The 19933-nt window shown below is 63.9% G+C and carries 10 protein-coding genes and 2 pseudogenes; 11 read left to right on the top strand and 1 reads right to left on the bottom strand.

Annotated features, from left to right (window positions below; translation table 11 throughout):
- The first annotated feature begins 170 nt into the window (after positions 1–170).
- From JWP83_RS12710 to JWP83_RS12700, 3 genes and pseudogenes are all read left to right on the top strand, one after another.
- A complete protein-coding gene (locus JWP83_RS12710; protein ID WP_367185633.1) occupies positions 171–3410 on the top strand; it encodes an RND family transporter in 3240 nt (1079 codons plus the stop codon).
- A gap of 37 nt (positions 3411–3447) precedes the next feature.
- Complete coding sequence (locus JWP83_RS12705; protein ID WP_297730309.1) at positions 3448–3705, top strand: DUF3761 domain-containing protein; 258 nt, start codon at positions 3448–3450, stop codon at positions 3703–3705.
- 218 nt (positions 3706–3923) lie between these two features.
- Positions 3924–4293 (top strand): annotated as a pseudogene (locus JWP83_RS12700) (SDR family NAD(P)-dependent oxidoreductase); the annotation flags it as partial.
- Here JWP83_RS12700 and JWP83_RS12695 read toward each other — a convergent pair.
- A complete protein-coding gene (locus tag JWP83_RS12695; protein WP_297730307.1) occupies positions 4293–4550 on the bottom strand; it encodes a hypothetical protein in 258 nt (85 codons plus the stop codon). The pseudogene JWP83_RS12700 and the gene JWP83_RS12695 sit on opposite strands and share 1 nt — an antisense overlap.
- Before the next feature lie 656 nt (positions 4551–5206).
- On the opposite strand from JWP83_RS12695, the gene JWP83_RS12690 reads away from it, so the two are divergent.
- The 8 genes and pseudogenes from JWP83_RS12690 to JWP83_RS12655 form a co-directional block, all read left to right on the top strand.
- Positions 5207–6172 carry an ATP-binding protein gene (locus JWP83_RS12690; protein WP_367185632.1) on the top strand — a complete coding sequence of 322 codons (966 nt, stop codon included), beginning with the start codon at positions 5207–5209 and terminating at the stop codon, positions 6170–6172.
- Positions 6173–6291: 119 nt separating this feature from the next.
- Positions 6292–8922 carry a LuxR family transcriptional regulator gene (locus tag JWP83_RS12685; RefSeq protein ID WP_297730305.1) on the top strand — a complete coding sequence of 877 codons (2631 nt, stop codon included), beginning with the start codon at positions 6292–6294 and terminating at the stop codon, positions 8920–8922.
- Between the two features lie 530 nt (positions 8923–9452).
- Entirely contained in the window at positions 9453–12134 is a 2682-nt protein-coding gene (locus JWP83_RS12680; RefSeq protein ID WP_297730303.1) for a LuxR C-terminal-related transcriptional regulator, read from the top strand.
- Positions 12135–12554: 420 nt separating this feature from the next.
- A pseudogene (locus JWP83_RS12675) lies at positions 12555–13832 on the top strand (acyltransferase domain-containing protein); the annotation flags it as partial.
- A 112-nt stretch (positions 13833–13944) separates the two neighbouring features.
- Positions 13945–15693, top strand: coding sequence for a thiamine pyrophosphate-dependent enzyme (locus tag JWP83_RS12670; protein ID WP_297730301.1), 1749 nt, complete (start codon positions 13945–13947; stop codon positions 15691–15693).
- A gap of 261 nt (positions 15694–15954) precedes the next feature.
- A complete protein-coding gene (pabB, locus tag JWP83_RS12665; protein ID WP_297730299.1) occupies positions 15955–18084 on the top strand; it encodes an aminodeoxychorismate synthase component I in 2130 nt (709 codons plus the stop codon).
- A gap of 80 nt (positions 18085–18164) precedes the next feature.
- Positions 18165–18482: a chorismate mutase gene (locus JWP83_RS12660; RefSeq protein ID WP_297730297.1), complete on the top strand. Its 318-nt coding sequence runs from the start codon at positions 18165–18167 to the stop codon at positions 18480–18482.
- Between the two features lie 78 nt (positions 18483–18560).
- Positions 18561–19933, top strand: a 1373-nt coding sequence (locus JWP83_RS12655; protein ID WP_297730295.1) for a condensation domain-containing protein, incomplete at its 3' end; no start/stop codon positions are given.

The raw sequence follows: 19933 nt of genomic DNA, 5'->3' as shown, positions 1-19933 counted from the left end.
GGCCTCGGCAAAAGACACGAAACACCCCACTCGTGGGTACGACGCCGTTACAGGCGGAACCTGATCCCGAGCCAAACGGGACGTGATGGTTCCGCAATGGCTCAACTTCCACTGAGGCGCGGGCACCGCCTTATTGAGGTCTGCCTAAGAAGCCTCAGCGGACAGACGTGATGGGCGCCTCACCTCAAGCCAGGGGCGTATTCCATAGGCTCGGTAGCGTTGTGGTGCGCTGGCCGGTCCTCATCATAGGAGCGTGGGTCGCGCTGGCGGTTGCCCTGGTCTTGGCGTTCCCACCACTGAAGCAGATGGTCCGCGAACATCCGGTCGAGATGGTGCCGGCCGACGCGCCGGCGATGGTCGCGGCTCGACAGATGAAAGAGGCGTTTCACGAATCGGGGTCGGACAATCTGGTGTTGGCGGTTCTGACCAACGACCAGGGACTCGGACCCGCCGACGAGGACGTCTACCGCGCCGTGGTCGACAAGCTGCGTCAGGACACCCGGGACGTCGTGATGTTCCAGGACTTTCTCAGCGCACCACCCCTGCGCGAGGTTATGACTAGCGAGGATCACAAGGCCTGGTTCCTGCCGATCGGCCTGGCAGGCGGGTTGGGTACACCTCAGGCCTTCGACGCTTATGCGCGGGTCGCCGACACCATCAAACAAACCACGGCGGGATCCACACTGACCGCGAACCTGACCGGGCCTGCGGCGACCCTCTCGGATCTCGCCGACATCGGCGAACGAGATTTGCATGTCATCGAGATCGCGACCGCGGTGATGGTGCTCGCCATACTGCTGCTCGTCTACCGAAATCCGGTCGCCATGGCCCTGCCGTTGCTGACGATCGGCATTTCGCTGACGGCCGCACAACGGATAGTGGCCGAACTCGCGACACTCGGCCTGGGCGTTTCCGAACCGACCATCGTCTTCATGACCGCGATGATGGCCGGCGCCGGAACGGATTACGCCGTGTTCATCATCAGCCGTTATCACGACTACCTGCGGCGCGGGGTGGATTCCGATGAAGCCGTGCGCGGCGCGTTGATGTCGATCGGCAAAGTCATCACCGCATCTGCGGCCACCGTGGCTGTCACGTTCCTGTGCATGACCTTCGCCCGATTGAGCATGCTCTCGACAAGCGGGCCGGCGCTGGCGATATCGATCAGTGTCGCTTTTCTCGCCGCCATGACGCTGCTGCCGGCCATCCTGGTGCTTGCCGGGCGACGGCGCTGGGTAGCGCCGAGACGCGACCTCACTACTCGGTTCTGGCGGCGCACCGGGATCCGGATTGTGCAGCGGCCCACCGCCCATCTGCTTGCCAGCCTGATCGTGCTTGCCGTGCTGGCCGGCTGCGGGACGCTGGTCCGGTTCAATTGGGACCAAAGCAAGACCTTGCCGGATTCCGTCGAGAGTAACCGCGGGTACGCGGCGCTGGGCGGGCATTTCCCGCTGAGTTCGACCGTTCCGCAGTATCTGTTGATCCAGTCGCCACAGGACTTGGCGACTCCTAAGGGTCTCGCCGACTTGGAGCAGATGGCACGGCGGGTAAGCCAACTGCCCGATATCGCGACGGTTCGGGGGATCACCCGGCCGACCGGCCAACCACCGGAACAGGCCAGCGTGGCGTATCAGGCGGGCGAAGTCGGCAGCAAGCTGCAGGACGCGTCCAATGTGATCACCGACAGCAGCAGCGACCTCGACCGGCTATCCGATGGCGCCAACAGTTTGGCCGCCACCCTCACCAACGTACGCAACAGAGTCGGCCAGGCCGTTTACAGTGCCACGAATGCGGTCGACGCTATCAACGATCCGCGCATCGAGAATTCCCGTGTTCAGTTGCAGCAGCTCGCACACAACGGAACACTCGACGAGATCGCGCAGCTCGCTCGAGAGCTGCCGTCGACGCCGGAGACGCAGGCTATCCAGTCGACAGCGAACGGCTTGCCCCAAACGCTGAGGAACGCCACCGACGGCCTACAATCGCTCGGCGTCGACAGTCCTGCCAGTGCGCGGGTACAGCTGGCCTCCATGCAACAAGGCGCCGACGCCCTCGCCGCCGGAGGCCAACGATTGGCCGATGGTGTGCAGCGCCTGGTCGATCAGACCAGGCGGATCGGCGCGGGACTCCACGAGGCGTCGGCGTTCCTGTTGGCCTTGAGGCATGACGCGGCGTCGAATCCGACGATGGGTGGTTTCTACATCCCCCCGGAAGTATTGACCGGCAACGATTTTAAGAAAGCGGCCACGGTTTTCGTGTCGCCCGACGGGCACGCGGTGCGGTACTTGATCCAAACGGCACTGCATCCCTTCAGCACCGCTGCTATGGACCAGGTCAATTCGATCACCGACACCGCTCGGGGGGCTCAACCGAATACCGCACTGGCGGATGCGTCGATTTCGATGGTGGGGTTCCCCGCCGCGAATCGGGACCTGCGCGACTACTACGACGACGATCTCAAATTCATCATCCTCGCGACCATGGTGGTTGTCCTGCTGATCTTGATTGCCATGCTGCGCGCACTGATTGCACCTATATACCTCATCTGCTCGGTAGCGATCTCCTACTTGTCGGCACTCGGCATCGGCGTGATCGTGTTCCAGTTCATATGTGGTCAGGAATTCTCCTGGAGTGTTCCCGGTATGGCTTTCATCGTATTGGTCGCCGTGGGTGCGGATTACAACATGCTGCTCATCTCCGAGATCCGCGACGAGTCCGCGCAACATGGCATACGCTCCGGCATCATCCGCACCGTGGGCTCAACTGGAGGCGTAATCACTTCGGCCGGCGTCATTTTCGCCGCCTCAATGTTCGGCCTGCTCTACGGCGACATAACCGGCCTGGTTCAGGCCGGTCTGGTCATCGGAGCCGGGCTATTACTGGACACCTTCGTGGTGCGAACCATCACGGTGCCGGCGCTGGCCGTACTAGTCGGGCAGGCGAACTGGTGGCCGATCCTATGGGGACGGCCACGGCCGCAGTCACTTGCGATTGAGCAAGCCGAACCCGTGCCGGCGCCTGAAGTTCACCAAACCACGCCGGAACCCGTTGCGCCCAACGGTAGATCCGTGCCCACAGCCTGGGTCAATGGGTTGGGCGGAGTGACCTTCCAGGTGGATGGCGCCAACGTCCGCGAGTGCATCATGATGCCCCCAACCGACCTCGCCCATGAGGTTCGCCGGTTGCGCCAACTGGCACCGTACGCGGCGGTGCCGCGGGAGCCCCGCGTCGATTTAGACCACGCATGCCTGCACACCGATGCGCAGACCGGGATTTCCAATGCGCACCCGTACTGGTCGGCCCAGCCCAATGTGGGGGAGCGGTCGATCTACGTAGGCTTGCATAGGCGGGAGGACCGCCTGCCGGCACCGTCGTGCCTACCCGAACTAATTGGTGGGCAGTTGAGGTGATTCAGCCATCTGTCACACATCGAAAGGGGCTGCGCACATGCTTTTCCGTGCAACTCTCGTCGCAGCGGCGATCGCGACGGCCGTCGCTGGTTCGGCATCACCGGCCAACTCGGCACCGTGCCCAACGGGGCAGTACTCAGATTGGCTCGACCACACTTGCGTCCCTCGCGCAACGACGGCGCCCACACCACCGCCGGGCGCCCGCGCGTTGTGTAGAGATGGCGACTACTCATTCGACCAACACCGCATCGGTGCATGTACTGGCCATGGCGGCGTTGGCGAGTGGTTGCCTTAGGGGCGTCCCAATCGGATCCAAGCAGCGTTCGCGTCCCCGCCCGGATCGCGGGGTGAAAAAGGTTGTTAGATAGCGGGGTTGGGAAGCCGCTTTCACGAATAGTACCCTCAGCTCTAGGTTTACGACGCGTCCTACCGCTTGTCCAAGGCCTCTGTGCGGGCGCTGGTGGAGCGTCCGAGTGCGGCGTCTTCCACACCCTGCGGGCCACGCTGCCGGCTGTGATCAAGCGCCGGGGCTACGTGCTGATCGTGTCCTCGCTGGCGGCGTACGCGGCGGCTCCGGGGCTGGCGCCGTACAACGCGTCGAAGGCCGGCATCGAGATCCTCGCCAACGCGTTGCGGTTGGAGGTGGCACATCGCGCCGTCAGTGTGGGCTCGGGCCATCCGGCTGGGTCTGCTGGCGGGGCACTATCGCGCGGACCGGTTTTGGAGCCAGCAGGTGCTCGACGAGGCTGCCGCCCGGCTGCAGCGCTGGCGCACCGCGACCGCCCTGCCCGCCGGCCCGGACGCCACCGACGTCATCGCCCGAGTGTGCCGATATTTGGCCGACGACCTCGATACTCCGAAAGCCATTGCAGCACTCGATGGTTAGGCTTGGGCGAACTTGTCATTGTTGGTGAGCGGCGGCAGCCCCAGGGAGTTTTCGATGGTGCGCAGCAAGCTGTAGTGGTTGTTCGAGTTGACGGCGACGAAGTGGCCTTGCCGCATCCCGGAGTTCGGCGAGGGGATCACGATCATGGGGACGTGATTGCCCTCGTTGCCGTTGCCTAGGTAGAGGTTGTTGTAGTCCTCGTCCCAAGTGATGAAGATGGCGGAGCGCTGCGTTTGGAATGCTGGCGAGTTCAAGATCGTCGGCAGCGTGGCCGCGAGGAATAGCCGATGAACGAATACTGGCCATAGTCGCTTTGCTCCCCATCGAGGAAGCCGGCCAGAAGTAGATCAGAAAGCTTTGCCTCACTTCATGTTCAGCCCGCCTCTAGGCTGCGGTGTGGCGGCCAAGGCGCAGGGCGCCGACGGGTGGCGACCACTTTCTGGCCTGCCACTCGGGGTGGATCTGCAACCGGATAGGCAACCGTCCCAGCCGGGGGAACCGTGGGAGGGGATTCTCGGCGCACCAGGGGCCCAGCAACGCTTCGGCTCGATGCCAGCGGCCCCCGGGTTCTGCGCCGAAATTTCCAACCGAACAATTGCACATTAGTCCAAGAACATTCCGAAGGTTGCAGTTCAGCTGAGGAACCTGTTCCATCTGACGACTAGCACGTTTAGTAATACCCATAGTATGCTTATGGCACCACGGTTGAATCGCGGTCGGCGCGTAGCCGGAGTGCGAAGTCGTGCAGGCCCACCTGCCGACTGCTTTTGGTTGCTGGCTCCTTCTTGGGCAACCTGACGAATTCTACGAAATCCACTGATAAATTACTATATTGCTGACCCATCCGTTAATTAATGAGTTCTCAAATTTATTTGCCGGAGGGGGGGCGCCCCGCTATATTTCTATATAGGTGGCTCGGGAGGAATGGGGTCCAGTGCAGGCGTTTAGCGGGTCGGCGTGGCCTTTTGTGGGCCGTGACGACGAGGTGGTCCAAGCGTTGGTAGCGCTCGAAGACAACGCTGAATTGCAAGGTGTCCTTTTGGTGGGCGACTCCGGGACCGGGAAATCGACCCTTGTCCGGGCCCTGGCCGACGATCTCACGTCGCGCGGGCTAACGGTACGGCAGGCTCGCGGCACCGAGACCGGAAAAGCGGTGCCGTTGGGCGCCTTCTACTGGCTGCTGGACCTCGACACGGCACATGAACCGGCCCAGATGCTGGCCATCGCAGAAAAGGCCGTGCAACAGGAAGAGAATCTGGTACTCGTCGTCGACGATGCCCAGTGGCTCGATCCGCTGTCGGCTGACTTGGTGTATCGGATTGCAGCCCAACATACTTCGCGACTGATCGTGACGGTTCGCGCCGGTGACCCCGTGCCGGATTCTGTGACCGCACTGTGCGATGAGGGACTGTTGCTTCGCCTGCGTGTTAACGCCTTCACTTGGGAGCAGACGGCAGAACTTATTCGAACGACGCTCGGCGACGCCGCGGACGCCCTGCTCGTCGACGAGTTACAGCTGCGGAGCGCCGGCAATCCGCTGATGATTCGCGGCCTGTTGGACGCAGGCCGGGAGAGCGGAGCAGGTACAGGCATGACAGCCATCGAGACCGCCCAAAGCGCGCACCCATCACGCTCGACGGGGACATCCGCCGCCGATTTTCTCGCGAAGTTGCCGCCCGACGCCGTGGCGCGTGCGGCGTGGCAGCGCAATAGGCACAGACTTGGTCTAGGGAACGCCGCTCACGGGAAGCACGCGTTCGGCCATGGCAGATGGCGGCGATTCAGGAGGAAATACATGTACCAGGGGTGCGCGGCGGCCAACCTATTTGACCAGTCTCACTTGCCGATGACGGTCGCCGGCTCCGCTGGGATGTAGGGCTTCACCCGGGCGAAGCTCGACAAAACTCTTGAAACGCAAGGCGCCTGATGCAACCTCGTTAAGACCTGGAGGTACATCGTTCGGTGCAGAGGGAAAATGGCGGGGCGTGGCCCGTAGTGGCGCGGGAGGTGCAATTCCGCCGGGCGCTGGCGGCGCTCAACGATGGCGAGTTTCAAGGCGTCGCGTTGGTCGGCGACAGCGGGGTGGGCAAGTCGACGCTGGCTCGCATGCTGGCAAAGGCGGCTGAGTCTGCCGGGCGGACTGTTCGTTTCGCGCTGGGCACTCATACGGGCCGCGCCGTGCCGCTCGGCGCGTTTTCCCGCGCGGTGACGATACACGCGGCCCATGAACCGGCCATCATGCTGGCCGCTGCGCAAAAAACGTTAAGTCAGGACGAAAATTTGGTGGTCGTCGTCGATGACGCGCAGTTACTCGATTCGTTGTCCGCGACACTGGTCAATCAGCTTGCGGCCAGCCGCAGTGCGCGCTTGATTGTGACGATCAGGGCGGGCGAGCCGGCTGTCGACGCGGTGACTGCGCTGATGAAAGAGCGGATGTTGCTGACAATCCATATCGACCCTTTCACGCGCGAGCAGACCGCGGTACTGGCCCGCGCTGTACTGGGCGGATCGGTCGAGTCCCAAGTGGTCGACGAGTTGTACGAGGGAAGCGCTGGAAACCTTCTGCTGCTGCGGGGCCTGCTGAGCGCGAGTCTTGAAGACGGTGTCTTGGTCCGTGCGCGCGAGGGGTGGCGACTGAGAGGGCCGCTACACGCTGATCGCGAACTCTACGATCTTTTGGAGTTTCGGTTGCGATCCCTTGCGCCAGAAGAATTAGAGGTTGTTGAGGTCTTGGCCACCGCGGAGCTGCTGGAGTGGGAAATCCTGCGCCAGATCTGTGATGCCGACGCAGCCGCAAATCTAGAGCTTCGTGGGCTGATTCAGTTGATTGCGGACGGATCGCATACGTTGGCGCGATTGTGTAATCCCCTCCTTCGCGAGGCGGCCAACCGACGTGCCGGAATCGTGCGCTCCCGGCAACTCAACGGCATCCTGGCGCAAGCGTTCGGCAACCACCTCGAGGAGTTGGGGCGGAGCGCGAGCGTGCCGGATGTGCGTGGTCGCATTCGACTTGCCCGGCTGATGGTTCGAAGTGATCTGACACCAAACCTCGATGTGGTCATCGCAGCGGCGGCGGACGCGGTGGCGATGTCGAACGTCGCCCTCGGCGAGGAGCTGGCGAGGTTCGCGGTTGATCGCGGGGGCGGGATGCGGGCTGCGATTGTGCTTGCCGAGGCAGTTAGTTGGCAGGGGCGCGGCGACGAAGCCGAGGCCGCGCTTGTCGACACCGAAGTCGAGGGTGCATCGGAATGGTTGATAGCGCAGTGGGGCTGTCTGCGCGCGGCGAACTTGTTCTGGGTTTGCGGCCGCATTGAAGCGGCCCTGGGCGTGCTGGCCGACGTGCGGAGTCGCGTCGCGTCCTCGGCCGGTCGTCGCCTCGCCGACGCCCTAGAAGTGTCAATCGGGCTCTTCTGTGGCGACGTGGCGGCGACGATGAAGAACGGGCCGAGCTTGTGTGATTCCGACCTGGGACCGTTGGCAGCCGTGTGGGCGGCCGCCCCGACCGCGATTGCATTTGCGGTCGCCGGGCGATTCGACGAAGTGAGCCGGATAGCTGAGGCGGAGTTGCAGGCGGCGGCGATCGGGATGGGGCTCCAACGCTTCAGCATCGGGATGGCGGAGGTTATGGGCGCGACGGCCGCCGGTGATTTTCCCGCGGCAGAGCGGGTCTGCGAGCGTTACGCCGCGATGGCCGCGGGTGTGCCTCAAGCGAAAGCCATGGTGCATGCGATGCTCGGTTTCGTGCGACTCGCGCGCGGGGAGCTGCCCGGCGCGTGCGCTGCGTTCAAAGATTCGGAAAGCGTGTTCAGTCAAGGCTTTCCGTTGCCTTGGTTGGTCCTGGTGGCCGCCCGGCATGCTCAGGCGGAAGGGGCGCGGGGGAACAGCGAGGCAGCCCTCGCCGCCTTGCGCACCGCGGAGGAAGCGTATGGACGCCATGTCGCGGTGTTCTTGCCGGAGCTGGAGCTAGCCCGGGCCTGGCAGCGGGCTTCCGCGGGCGAAACGTCGGACGCTCGGGTTCATGCGGTGCAAGCGGCACAAATCGCGCGAGAAGCCGGCATGCATGCTGTGGAGATGCGGTCCCTGCATATGGCTGTCCGCTTCGGCGGTCGTTCGCACACCGAGCGGCTGCAGGACCTCGCCGGCGTTCTGAATACTCCCCTCGCGGAGGCGGTCGCGAACCACGCCCGCGGCCTGGCCACATACGACGCCGGCCTGCTCGACGCCGTGGCACGCCAGTTCGCCGATCTGGGCGCATTGGCTCCCGCCGCCGATGCGGCGGCGCAGGCCGCCGGCGAACACGCCCGCAAAGACAACCGCAGTAACAGATTCGAGTCGTCGACTTGGGCATGCTCGGTGGCCACCGAATGCGGATTGCGTACACCGGCGATGAAGGTGGCGGCGCGCCCGCTGCCGCTCAGCGGACGGGAGCGCGAGATTGCGACGCTGGTTGCGGCCGGCTTGTCCAACCGCCAGATCGCCGAGAAGTTGGTGGTCTCCGTGCGGACTGTGGAGGGACACCTCTACCGCGTCTTCGCAAAGCTAGGTATCAACAATCGCGACCAGCTCATCCACCTGATAAGCCGGGCGCTGAGCAGCGAGCCTCATGGCCGCCATCAGACCGACTGACACGTGGTGCGGGCGACCCTCCCATAGGGCGGGGCGACGCCACTCGACATCGCGTCTTTTTGGCTCCGTTGCGGTGGGTACCACGCGAGCGTTTACCCTTGGCGCTACTCGATGTGGGCGCGCCCACCACTCGAGTCCAGCTAATTCTGTCGATGTCCGCTCGAGGGCCCCATACGCTCCGGGGCATGGCATGTAAACGGGAGGGCAGGGCGCCGGTCCCAAAGCTATTGGATCACGGTCCCGGCCGTCCCGCATTCGCTACGCGGATACCGCCGGTGAATTTTGTGGTAACCGGAGACCAACGCTGCGGTGCGCTTTCTCGTCGGCCGCAAAGCTGGCGCCGTTCGAGCTTCTCGGACCCCGCCGAGGCAGCAAACTCGGGATGGTTCATCGCGTAGGACGGCGGCACTGCGTTGCGGCGGGCGGGCAGCAGACAAGAAGAGTTTGCGTTTCGGCGCCGCTGCAATCGCGGTGACAGCAGGGAGGTACGTCTTCCGGTGCAGCGGGAAAATGGTTGGACGTGGCCCGTTGTGGCGCGCGACGTGGAGTTCCGGCAGGCGCTGTCGGCACTTAACGGCGGCGACTTTCAAGGGGTTGCGTTAGTTGGCGACAGCGGGGTGGGTAAGTCGACGCTGGCCCGCATGTTGGCAAAAGCCGCGGCGTCGGCCGGCCGGACTGTGCGTTTTGCCTTGGGCACCCGTACGGGTCGCGCCGTACCGCTGGGCCCATTTTCTCGCGCGGTGACCTTAGACGTTGCGCACGAACCGGCCATCATGCTGGCTGCTGCACATAAAACGCTGGGTCAAGACGACAATCTAGTGGTCGTCGTCGATGACGCCCAGTTACTCGATCCGTTGTCCGCAACACTCGTGAATCAGCTTGCAACAAGCCGCAGTGCGCGCTTGATCGTGACTATCGGGCTGGGGGACCCGGTCCTTGATGCCATCACCGCGCTGATAAAAGAACGGATGTTGCTCAGCATCCATATCGACCCATTCACTCGAGAGCAGGTCGGGGTACTGGCCAGCGCCGTGCTCGGCGGCGCTGTCGAGCCCCGTTTGATCGACGAACTGTACGACCGAAGTTCCGGAAACCTTCTGGTGCTACGGGGCTTGCTGACCGCGAGTCGCGAGAAGGGTGCTCTGGTCCGCACGGGAGACCAATGGCAACTTCGAGGGCCGCTGCTCGCCGACCGAGAACTCTACGACCTCATCGAGTTTCGGCTGCGAGCCCTTGCGCCAGAGGAGTTGGAAGTCGTTGAGGTCTTGGCCACCGCGGAGCTGCTGGAGTGGGAAGTCCTGCGCGAAATCTGTGATGCCGACGCAGCGGCGCGCCTGGAACGCCGCGGCATGATCCAGTTGTTCGCCGACAGATCACAGACGCTCGCGAGATTGCACGACCCCTTCATCGGTGAAGTGGCACTTGAGCAAGCCGGGGTGGTTCGCTCACGCCAACTCAACGGCATCTTGGCGCAAGCCGTCAGGAAATACCTGCAGGCCGAGAGGCAGCGCCTGCGCTCGCCCGACCTGCGCGGCCGAATCCGGTTGGCGCAGTTCATGATGAAAAGCGACGTTGAGCCGGATCTCGAATTGGTCATCCAGGCGGCGGCGGATGCGGTAGCGATGTCGAACATCGGACTGGGAGAGGAATTGGCCCGGTTCGCCTTCGATCGCGGTGGCGGTCTGCGCGCGGCACTTGTGCTCGCCGAGGCGGTGAGTTGGCAGGGGCGCGGCGACGAAGCCGAGACCGTGCTGGTCGACGCCGAACCCGACAACGCCGACGCGTGGCTGGTAGCCCGGTGGGGCTGTCTGCGCGCAGCGAACCTGTTCTGGGTTTGCCAACGCATTGAAGCGGCGCAGCGCGTACTGGCCGACGCGAGAAGCCGTGTCGCGTCCGAGCCGGGTATCGGTCTCGTTATCGACGCGCTGGAATTGTCATTTGCCTACTTCAGCGGCGATGTCGCGTCGACGCTGGCGATGGGTCCACGCTTATGTGCGTCCGACGCACCGTCGACCGCGACCGCCTGGGCCGCTGCCCCGACGGCGAGCGCGTTGGCCGCCGCCGGTCGCTTCGACGACGTTAAGCGCATAGCCGATGCCGGGTTGCGCGCAGCGACGGTGCGCAAAGCGGGACCGCAGAAATTCGCCATTGGGGTGGCCGAAGTCTCGGTCGCGACGGCGGCCGGCGACTATCCGGCGGCTGAGCGGATCTGCGAGCGTTACGCGGCGATGGCCGCGGGAGTGCCTACGGCACAGGCGATGGTCGAAGCCATGGTTGGGTTCACACACCTTGCCCGCGGTCAGCTGTCATCCGCGAGCGTTGCGTTCGCCCATTCGATTTCGGAGCTGTCGTCGCGAGGTTTTCCGTCACCGTGGTTGGTCCTGGTGGCCGCCCGGCACGCCCAGGCCGAAGGTGCCCGCGGAGACCACCAGGCAGCGGCCGCAGCGTCGCGGATTGCCGAGGAAGCGTACGGGCCTCAGGTCGCGGTGTTCTTGCCGGAGTTGCAGCTTGCCCAGGCCTGGGAGCGGGCATCCGCCGGCGAAACGGTGACCGCCCAGGCGCATGCGTTGCAGGCGGCACAGATCGCGCAAGAAGCCGGGATGCATGCCGTGGAGATGCGTGCCCTGCATACGGCCGTCCGCTTCGGCGATCGTAGGCATGCTGCGCGACTGGAGGAGCTCGCCGCAACGATGAACACTCCCTTGGGGGAAGTGGTCGCCACGCATGCACGCGGCCTGGCCCGCCATGACGGCAGTGTGCTCGACGCCGCGGCACGCCGGTTCGCCGATATGGGTTCATGCGCTCTTGCCGCCGACGCGTCAGCACAGGCGGCCGGCGAGCATGCACGCAGAGGTGACCGGGCCAAGGAAGTCGAGTCGTCGACGTGGGCCTACCGGCTGGCCGGCGAATGCGGACTGCGTACACCGGCGCTCGAGGCCGCCGCACGACCCCTACCGTTCAGCGGCCGCGAGCGCCAGATTGTGATGCTGGTGGTCGCCGGCTTGTCCAACCGTCAGATCGCAGAGCGGTTGGTCATCTCAGTGCGCACGGTGGAGGGACACCTGTACCGCATCTTCACCAAGCTCGGCATCAACCATCGCGATCAGCTAGTCCAGGTAATGGGTCGGGATGCACCCGGACACAACGCGTTATCCGAAAATTGCAACGACGCGCTGAGCGACGGGCCCCACGACCACCACCGGGCCGGTTGAGTCTGGCGCGCCGGTCGCTGTTTTCGCAGCGTCTCCAAACCGCTTCTCCGGCAACCGGCGTCGCGTGGAGTCGCCGCGTGCCACGAGCGACTATGGCCGGTGCGCCAGGTCGCTCGAACCGATAGCGAAACCCGGAGTTCCTACGTCACGCGACAACCACACCACTCTATGTGCGCGCGTTTACCACTCGAGTCAGATTAATCGCGCCGAGTCCGTCCCCAGCCGCCATACAGTTCACCGCATGACATTCATTGCCGAGGGGACGGCCGGTGGGGTCCGCCAAATGGATTCGTCAGCTAAAAGCATTCCCCGGGTTGGCCTCTGGCGGTTTCCGCCGATTTCGACCACGAGCGAGCGCGTGGGGGCGACGGCATGACGGACACCTTCGACGAGGCGACCATTGTGCCCGATTGTGAGCCGGCCGTGAGCACGTTGGTGCTCTTCGGCCGGACGCCGGCGCGTGTCGCGTCGATGGCCGGCGTCATGGCTGAATGGATGACTGGTGAAGGCGCCGGGGTGCGATTGTCTGACGTGGCACACACCCTCAACCATCATCGGGCCTGGCATCCCTTTTTCGCCACGGTGTGCGCGCGCGATTGCGCCCAGGCAGTAGCCGGATTGGCGGCGCTGGCGACAGGCCGGCCCGCCCAAGGTGTCGTGGGCCCGCACGACGGGCCGTGTGCACCGGGGACAGTGTTCGTGTATTCCGGTCAGGGATCGCAGTGGGCGGGGATGGGCCGTCAGCTGTTGGCCGACGAGCCGGAATTTGCGGCGGCTGTGACCGAGTTGGAGCCCGTATTCGTTGAAGAGGTGGGCTTTTCGCTGCAGCAGGTGCTGGCTGCGGGCGGGCCGGTGGTCGGGGAGGCTCGGGTGCAGCCGGTATTAATGGGCCTGCAGTTGGCGCTCACCGAATTGTGGCGTGCCTACGGGACGATCCCCGATACGGTGGTTGGACACTCGATGGGTGAGGTCACCGCGGCCGTGGTGGCCGGGGCGTTGAGCGTAGCCGAGGGGTTGCGGATGATCGCGATCCGGTCGCGGTTGATGGCCCGGCTGGCCGGCCGGGGCACCATGGCGTCACTGGAGCTCGATGCCGCAAGGACTGCGCGGCTGATCGGTGACTATCCCGGAGTCGCTGTGGCGGGCATCTCCTCGCCGCGTCAAACGGTGGTCGCGGGGCCGCCGGCCCAAGTGGATGCGGTGATCACCGCGGTCCGGCGGCGTAACCGGTTCGCCCGACGGCTGAACGTCGAGGTGGCCTCGCACAGCCCGCTGATGGACCCCATCGTGCCCGAACTACGCGCAGCGTTGGCCGGCCTGAAACCGGGGAAGCTGGCGGTACCCTTCATTTCCACGGTGAGCGACACCGCGTGCACGCCGGTGCTCGACGCCGAATATTGGGTGGCGAATCTGCGCCAACCGGTGCAATTCAGCAGCGCCATCGCCGCGGCGGCGAAGAACAACGCCACATTCATCGAAATCAGCCCGCATCCGATGCTGACGCATGCCATCACCGAAACACTGGGCGAGGCCCATCATCACAGCGTCGGCACTCTCTGGCACGACGGTGACGACACACTCCGCTTTCACACGAACGTCAATGCCACCCACGGCGTTTACCCGCCGGAGACGCCGCACCCGCCGGAACCCCATCCGGTGCTGCCCACCATGCCGTTGCAGCACACGCGCTTCTGGATCAGCACCGCAGGGGCACGGCGCAGCGGTCAAAGTGTGCAGTCGGGGGCGGATGCAAGGCGAACGGGCCAGTCCTTGCAGTTGATATCGGTACGACGCTCCAAAGGATGAAATCATGCCTAGGAGGCACCGCGTGGTCGACCATATCGTCAGTCATCTCGCGACAATCGGAATCGAACACATCTTCGGGGTCGACGGCGCCAACATCGAAGACCTCTACGACGCCGCATTCCTCCGCTCGGACATCACCGCGGTGTTGGCCAAGCACGAGTTCTCCGCCGCCACGATGGCCGACGGGTACAGTCGCAGCGGCGGTGGCCTGGGTGTGATGGCGGCAACGTCCGGTGGAGGCGCGCTGAACCTTGTTCCGGGACTGGGGGAATCGTTCGCCAGCCGCGTGCCGGTATTGGCCTTGGTGGGTCAGCCGCCGACCGCGCTGGACGGCCGTGGCAGCTTCGAGGACACCAGCGGCCGCAACGGATCGCTGAATGCCGAGGCGCTGTTCTCCGGGGTGTCTGTCTTCTGCCGGCGCGTGCTGACCCCGGCCGAGATCGTCTCGGCTCTACCGGCCGCAGTCGCGGCGGCACGAGCAGGCGGGCCCGCGGTGCTGTTGCTGCCCAAGGACATCCAGAAGGCGTGCTTACGGACCAACGATCGCAACGGCGGCCACAAGCACGAGCGGCCCCCCGTCATCGGCGACCCCCATCCGATCGTTCAGGCGCTGCGGGGGGCCACCGGACCGATCACGATCATCGCCGGTGAGCAGGTGGTCCGCGACGATGCACGAGCCGAACTGGCATCACTGCGGGGGGTGCTTCGCGCTCAGGTAGCGTGCGTGCCGCAGGCCAAAGATGCCGCCGGGACACCGGGTTTCGGCTCGTCCTCGATGCTTGGGGTCACCGGCGTCATGGGCCATCCGGGGGTGGCGGAGGCGGTGGCCGGCAGCGCCCTGTGTCTGGTGGTTGGTACCCGGCTGCCGGTAACGGCACGCGCCGGCCTCGACGATGCACTGGCGACGGTGCATACGCTCTCGATCGGATCCGAGCCACCATACATCCCGTGCACCCATGTCCATACCGATGATTTGCGGACATCGTTGCGGGCGCTGGCCCGTGCGCTGATCGGGCGTGGACGCGCTACCGGGGTTCGGGTGCCCGATGTGGTATCGCACACGGAGCTGAGCCCGCCGCTGTTCGACGGTTCGGGCGTGCGCTACCGCGACGCGATGAACGTTCTGGATCGGCTATTGCCAGACAGCGTCGACATTGTCGTGGACGCCGGCAACGCCGGCGCGGCGGCCGTGCATTACCTGCCCGTGCGGCGGATGGGCCGGTTCGCGGTCGGCCTCGGTATGGGCGGCATGGGGTACAGCTTTGGGGCCGGCATCGGGATGGCGTTCGCGCGTGCGAAGGTCCGAGTGCCCCGCGGGCGCGTCGTCGTGATCGCCGGAGACGGCGCCTTCTTCATGCACGGCATGGAGGTGCACACCGCCGTGCAGTATCGGCTACCGGTGACATTCATATTGTTCAACAACAACTCCCACGCAATGTGCGCGACCAGTGAGAAGTTGGCCTACGGCGACCGGCACAGCCACAACCGGTTTACGGCGAGCCGGCTCGGCGCCGGTCTGGCTGCCATGTTTCCGGGGCTTCCATCGGTCGATGTCGCGGACCCCGGAGGACTCGGCGCCGCGATGCGCACGGCGCTCGAGGTCGACGGCCCATCGGTGATCAGCGTCGAGTGTGCGGCCGAGGAAATCCCTCCGTATGCGCCATTCCTCGGGCCGTCGATTACGAAATCAGTTATCGGTAGGCAGATCTCACTCGCCCATTGCAGCAACGGGGTTGCTGCCAACACTCGCTGATAGCGATGTTGACACCGGCACCGTTCAACCGGGCGGGACGGTGTTTGGCTCCAATCTCCCTCGCGGCGAGCGGTAATACGTGCCAGCCAAAGCTTTCGCTGCCCACTGCAACTGCTGTGTACCGTGTTCGGCCACTGCGACTACTCGATCCGCCCGGCCATACCTCTCTAAACATGCCAATCGGGGTTGGCCGGCATTCGCCGACCATAGGCTTCCCGCTATCGGGCAACTCGACCGCCATCCTGTTGGAGGGATAATGCTGTGTCCATTCTCATCATCGACAACTACGATTCGTTCACCTACAACCTTTTTCAGTTGGTCTCGAGCGTTGCCACGCGTTGCGTCCAGGTGATACGGAACGATGACTATTCGACATGGCAATCGATCGATCGCGATAACCTCGATGCGTTGATCATCTCGCCCGGTCCGGGGCGGCCCGAGTTCGAGTCCGACTTCGGCATCAGCCGGTTAGCGCTCGATTATGACGTCCCACTGCTGGGTGTCTGCCTCGGACATCAGGGGCTTTGTTATTGGAACGGGGGCGCTGTAACCTCCGCGCCCGAGCCATGGCACGGGCGGATCAGCGCCATTCAGCATGACGGCAGTGGGATATTCGCCGGAATACCGTCACCGTTCCTCGCGACGCGATACCACTCCCTCACGGTGGGCGACGTGCCGGATTCCCTTCGGATCACCGCTTCCACGACGGATCGTTCTGGCAATAACCTTGTCATGGCTGTGGAGCACCGCACCCGTGCGCAGTGGGGCGTGCAGTTCCACCCGGAGTCGATCGCAACGCAGTATGGGCGCGAATTGATAGACAACTTTCTGCAGTTGGCTCGTTGTCGCTCGCGTAGGCACATCTCGGCCCAGGCTTCGGGCGCTCATGCGCGCCGTGAGTGTCTCGAATCGCCGGCCGACGGTCCAGCCCCGAGCGGGCGGTTTCAGTTGATCAGCCGTCGCATTGAGCTCGAACCCGATGCAGAGCGCGTCTACATGCGGCTCTTCGCCGATCAGGAGGGCGCCTTCTGGCTGGATAGTTCGAGGGTCATAGAAGGTTTGTCCCGCTTTTCGATCCTCGGCGGATGCGGCCCCCTCGGCGAATGGGTGACCGCAAACGCCAATTGCGGCGTGAATGTGCGATATAGCGACGGCACCGTCACCCATCTCGGGCAAAGCATTTTCGACTATCTCGGACAGCAAACCGCGGAGCGCACAGTGGCGGGAATTGGCAGTGAGTGCGACTTCACCCTGGGCTACGTCGGCTACTTGGGATACGAGATGAAGGCGGAGTGCGGCGGCGATGCCGTGCACCAGTCCGACCTGCCGGACGCCGGATTTGTGTTCTGCGATCGCGCCGCCGTGATCGATCACCAACTCGGTGAAACTTGGCTCCTGACCCTGACGGGCCAACAAAGCGGGGGTGAGGCCTCGGCCGCCTCATGGCTAGACCGCGCCGAACGGGTCGTGCGCTCGTCGCTCAGCGCCCAGCCCATGGAGTATGAGTTCAACTCGACGGCGGTGTTCGTCCCTGCCGTCGCACGGGAAAACTCCGCCAAGTACGCCGCCAATATAAGGCGGTGCTTGAAGGAGATCCGGGCGGGTGAGACCTACGAAGTCTGTCTGACAACCACACTCACGGTGAACGCCGCAATCGAAACGCTTGACACCTACCGTGATCTTCGGCGGCGCAATCCCGTGCCCTACGGCGCGCTCCTACAGTTTCCCGGAGTTGATGTGCTGTGCGCATCTCCGGAGAGGTTCGTGAAAATATCCGCCGACCGCATGATGGAAGCGAAACCGATCAAAGGCACTCGCCGCCGCGGCTGCACCCCCGATGAAGACGCGATGCTGGCGAACGAATTGCGCACCGCGGAGAAGGACCGGGCGGAGAACCTCATGATTCTCGATCTGCTCCGCAACGATCTCGGGCAGGTTGCGCAGGTGAACTCCGTGCATGTCCCGCGAATGTTCGCAGTCGAGACTTACGCCACGGTTCATCAGCTGGTCAGTACGATCAGAGCCCGGTTGAGGGACGACGTGTCGCCGGCTGAATGTGTGCGTGCGATTTTCCCGGGTGGATCCATGACGGGTGCGCCCAAGCGGCGGACGATGCAAATCATCGACAGACTCGAAGGCGGCCCTCGCGGGATCTATTCGGGCGCGATCGGCTACTTTTCCTTGACCGGCGCCGTCGACCTCAACATCGTCATCCGGACGATGGTCGTCCATGACGATCAGATCACCATCGGCACCGGCGGCGCGATAGTTGCTTTGTCTGACATAGAGGAAGAACTGGCGGAAATACGCCTTAAGGCGCAGGCCCTTCTGGAATGCATACAAGCGACGGCCCGAGTCGCCAACTCGACCCCTGAGAAGGTCGCGCCTTGACTTCTGCGTGCCGGCACACGCCCCCGATGTGCAATGAAGTCAAGGTACTCGACGTCAATGAGTAGGAATGGAGAATTGCGGTGACAGAAGAGCTTGCGCACAGTACTCGAACGCGGGATGTCGGCTTTGCGCTGGACAGGTGCCGCCAGCGTCTTGATCAGCTCGATACTGCGATGATCGCCGTGATTGCCGAGCGTATGCGGCTGTGCGCGGAGATCGCCGAACTCAAACGGCAGGGAAGCGTCCCGATGATGCAGCCGCACCGGCTGGAGCACGTCCGTGCGAAGTCGATCAGAGAGGGTCGGTTGATGGGTCTCGAGCAAGCCTTCATCGAGCGGCTCATGGACGTGCTTACCCAGGAATCGTGCCGTTTAGAAGACCTAATCATCGACAAATAAGCGTCACATAGCCCGGCACGTACAAGAAACTGCAGTGGGTCGGCGGACGCCGCCTAATTAAGGAAATCAGTAATAAGTATGCTCAATTACGGGACGCAACCGGAAAAGCTCGGACCGTTGACCGCCGCCCAGCGCGCGATATGGGCGGCCCAACAACTGCAGCCCGAAACGCCGTACAACTTCGGCGCTTTTCTCGCGGTCGACCACCACGTCGACGCCGAGAGGCTGATGCTCGCGTGCGAAGCTGCGGCAACGCGATTCGGCACTCCATGCGCGCGGCTATCCGTTGAGGACGGCGAACCGGTCTTCATCGTCGACCGCTCCTTCCCCAAAGCCTTGCGAATCATCAATCTTCAAAACGAACCCGACGCGGTCGCCGCTGCCCGTAGCTGGATGAACAACGACTACCGTCGGCCGATCGACTTGGTCCGCGACCGACTCATCGAGTTTGTGCTGCTGCGCATCACGGGCCAGTTGTCGTACTTCTACCTCCGAACCCACCACGTCTTGTTCGACGGGTTCGGCGCCGACAATCTGATCCGGCACGTCGCGGCGGTCTACTCCGGGTCGGTGCCCCCCGACACCGGCGAAGTCGACTTCTCCGCATTCGGGCTGATACGCGAATCAGAACGGAAATATCAAGGATCGTCGCGGAGTCGGGCCGATGCCGAGTACTGGAAGACGGTCGTACGCGGACCTCTGAACGTCACTGACCTGGCGGGCGCGCAAAGGTCGGTGGCCCCACGCCACCCCTCGGTTCGCGAGCTGGTCTGCACCCATCAACTGTCGGATGGTCAGTTCGACGTTGCAAGGGTAGTCACCGCGACGGCAATATTTCTCGCGAAAACCACCGGTCGTCGGACCATTTCAATGTCTTTACCGGTGTCGGCGCGGACCACCGCGGCGCTGAAGAAGAGTACGGGCATGGTGTCTAACCTGGTGCCGCTGCTCGTTTGCGTCGAAGACTGCGACACCATCGGTGCGGTGACGGACCGGGTCGGCACGGCCCTGATCGGAGCGCTGCGCCATCAACAGTTCCGGCGCTGGCCCGAGCTCATCGCAGGTGGGACGCGCCTCGACATGAATGTCGAATTCGGCCCTGTAGTCAACGTTTTGAACTTCGCGACGCCGTTCGCTTTCGGACCTTCGCAAGTGACCTACGACGTGCTGACCACCAATCCTGTGCAAGACATCGCGATCAACGTCTACCCATGGCTGGGTGACGGTACGCCGCGGATTCAGTTCGCGTGGAACCCGGAGCGGTACACCGCCGAGGAAATCGCCAGGCACGTAACCCGATTCGAAATGCTGCTAAACCGCCTCCTGGTCGCTGATGCGTCGGTGGTGGTGGGTGAGGTGTCGTTGCTGGATTCTGGGGAGCGGGATCTGGTGTCGGGTTGGTCGGGTGTGGGTGTGGATGTGCCGGTGGGGGTGGCGCCGGCGTTGTTGGC

The sequence above is a fragment of the Mycobacterium sp. genome (assembly GCF_025965855.1).
GTDB lineage: Bacteria > Actinomycetota > Actinomycetes > Mycobacteriales > Mycobacteriaceae > Mycobacterium.
Note: the sequence above shows the minus strand (reverse complement) of the source record. Positions and strands in the feature narration are given on the sequence as shown.

What these genes read in the sequence shown, in the direction of transcription:
- JWP83_RS12710 (WP_367185633.1), top strand. Translation starts at nt 171, where the DNA reads ATGGGCGCCTCACCTCAAGCCAGGGGCGTATTCCATAGGCTCGGTAGC.
- JWP83_RS12705 (WP_297730309.1), top strand. Translation starts at nt 3,448, where the DNA reads ATGCTTTTCCGTGCAACTCTCGTCGCAGCGGCGATCGCGACGGCCGTC.
- JWP83_RS12670 (WP_297730301.1), top strand. Translation starts at nt 13,945, where the DNA reads ATGCCTAGGAGGCACCGCGTGGTCGACCATATCGTCAGTCATCTCGCG.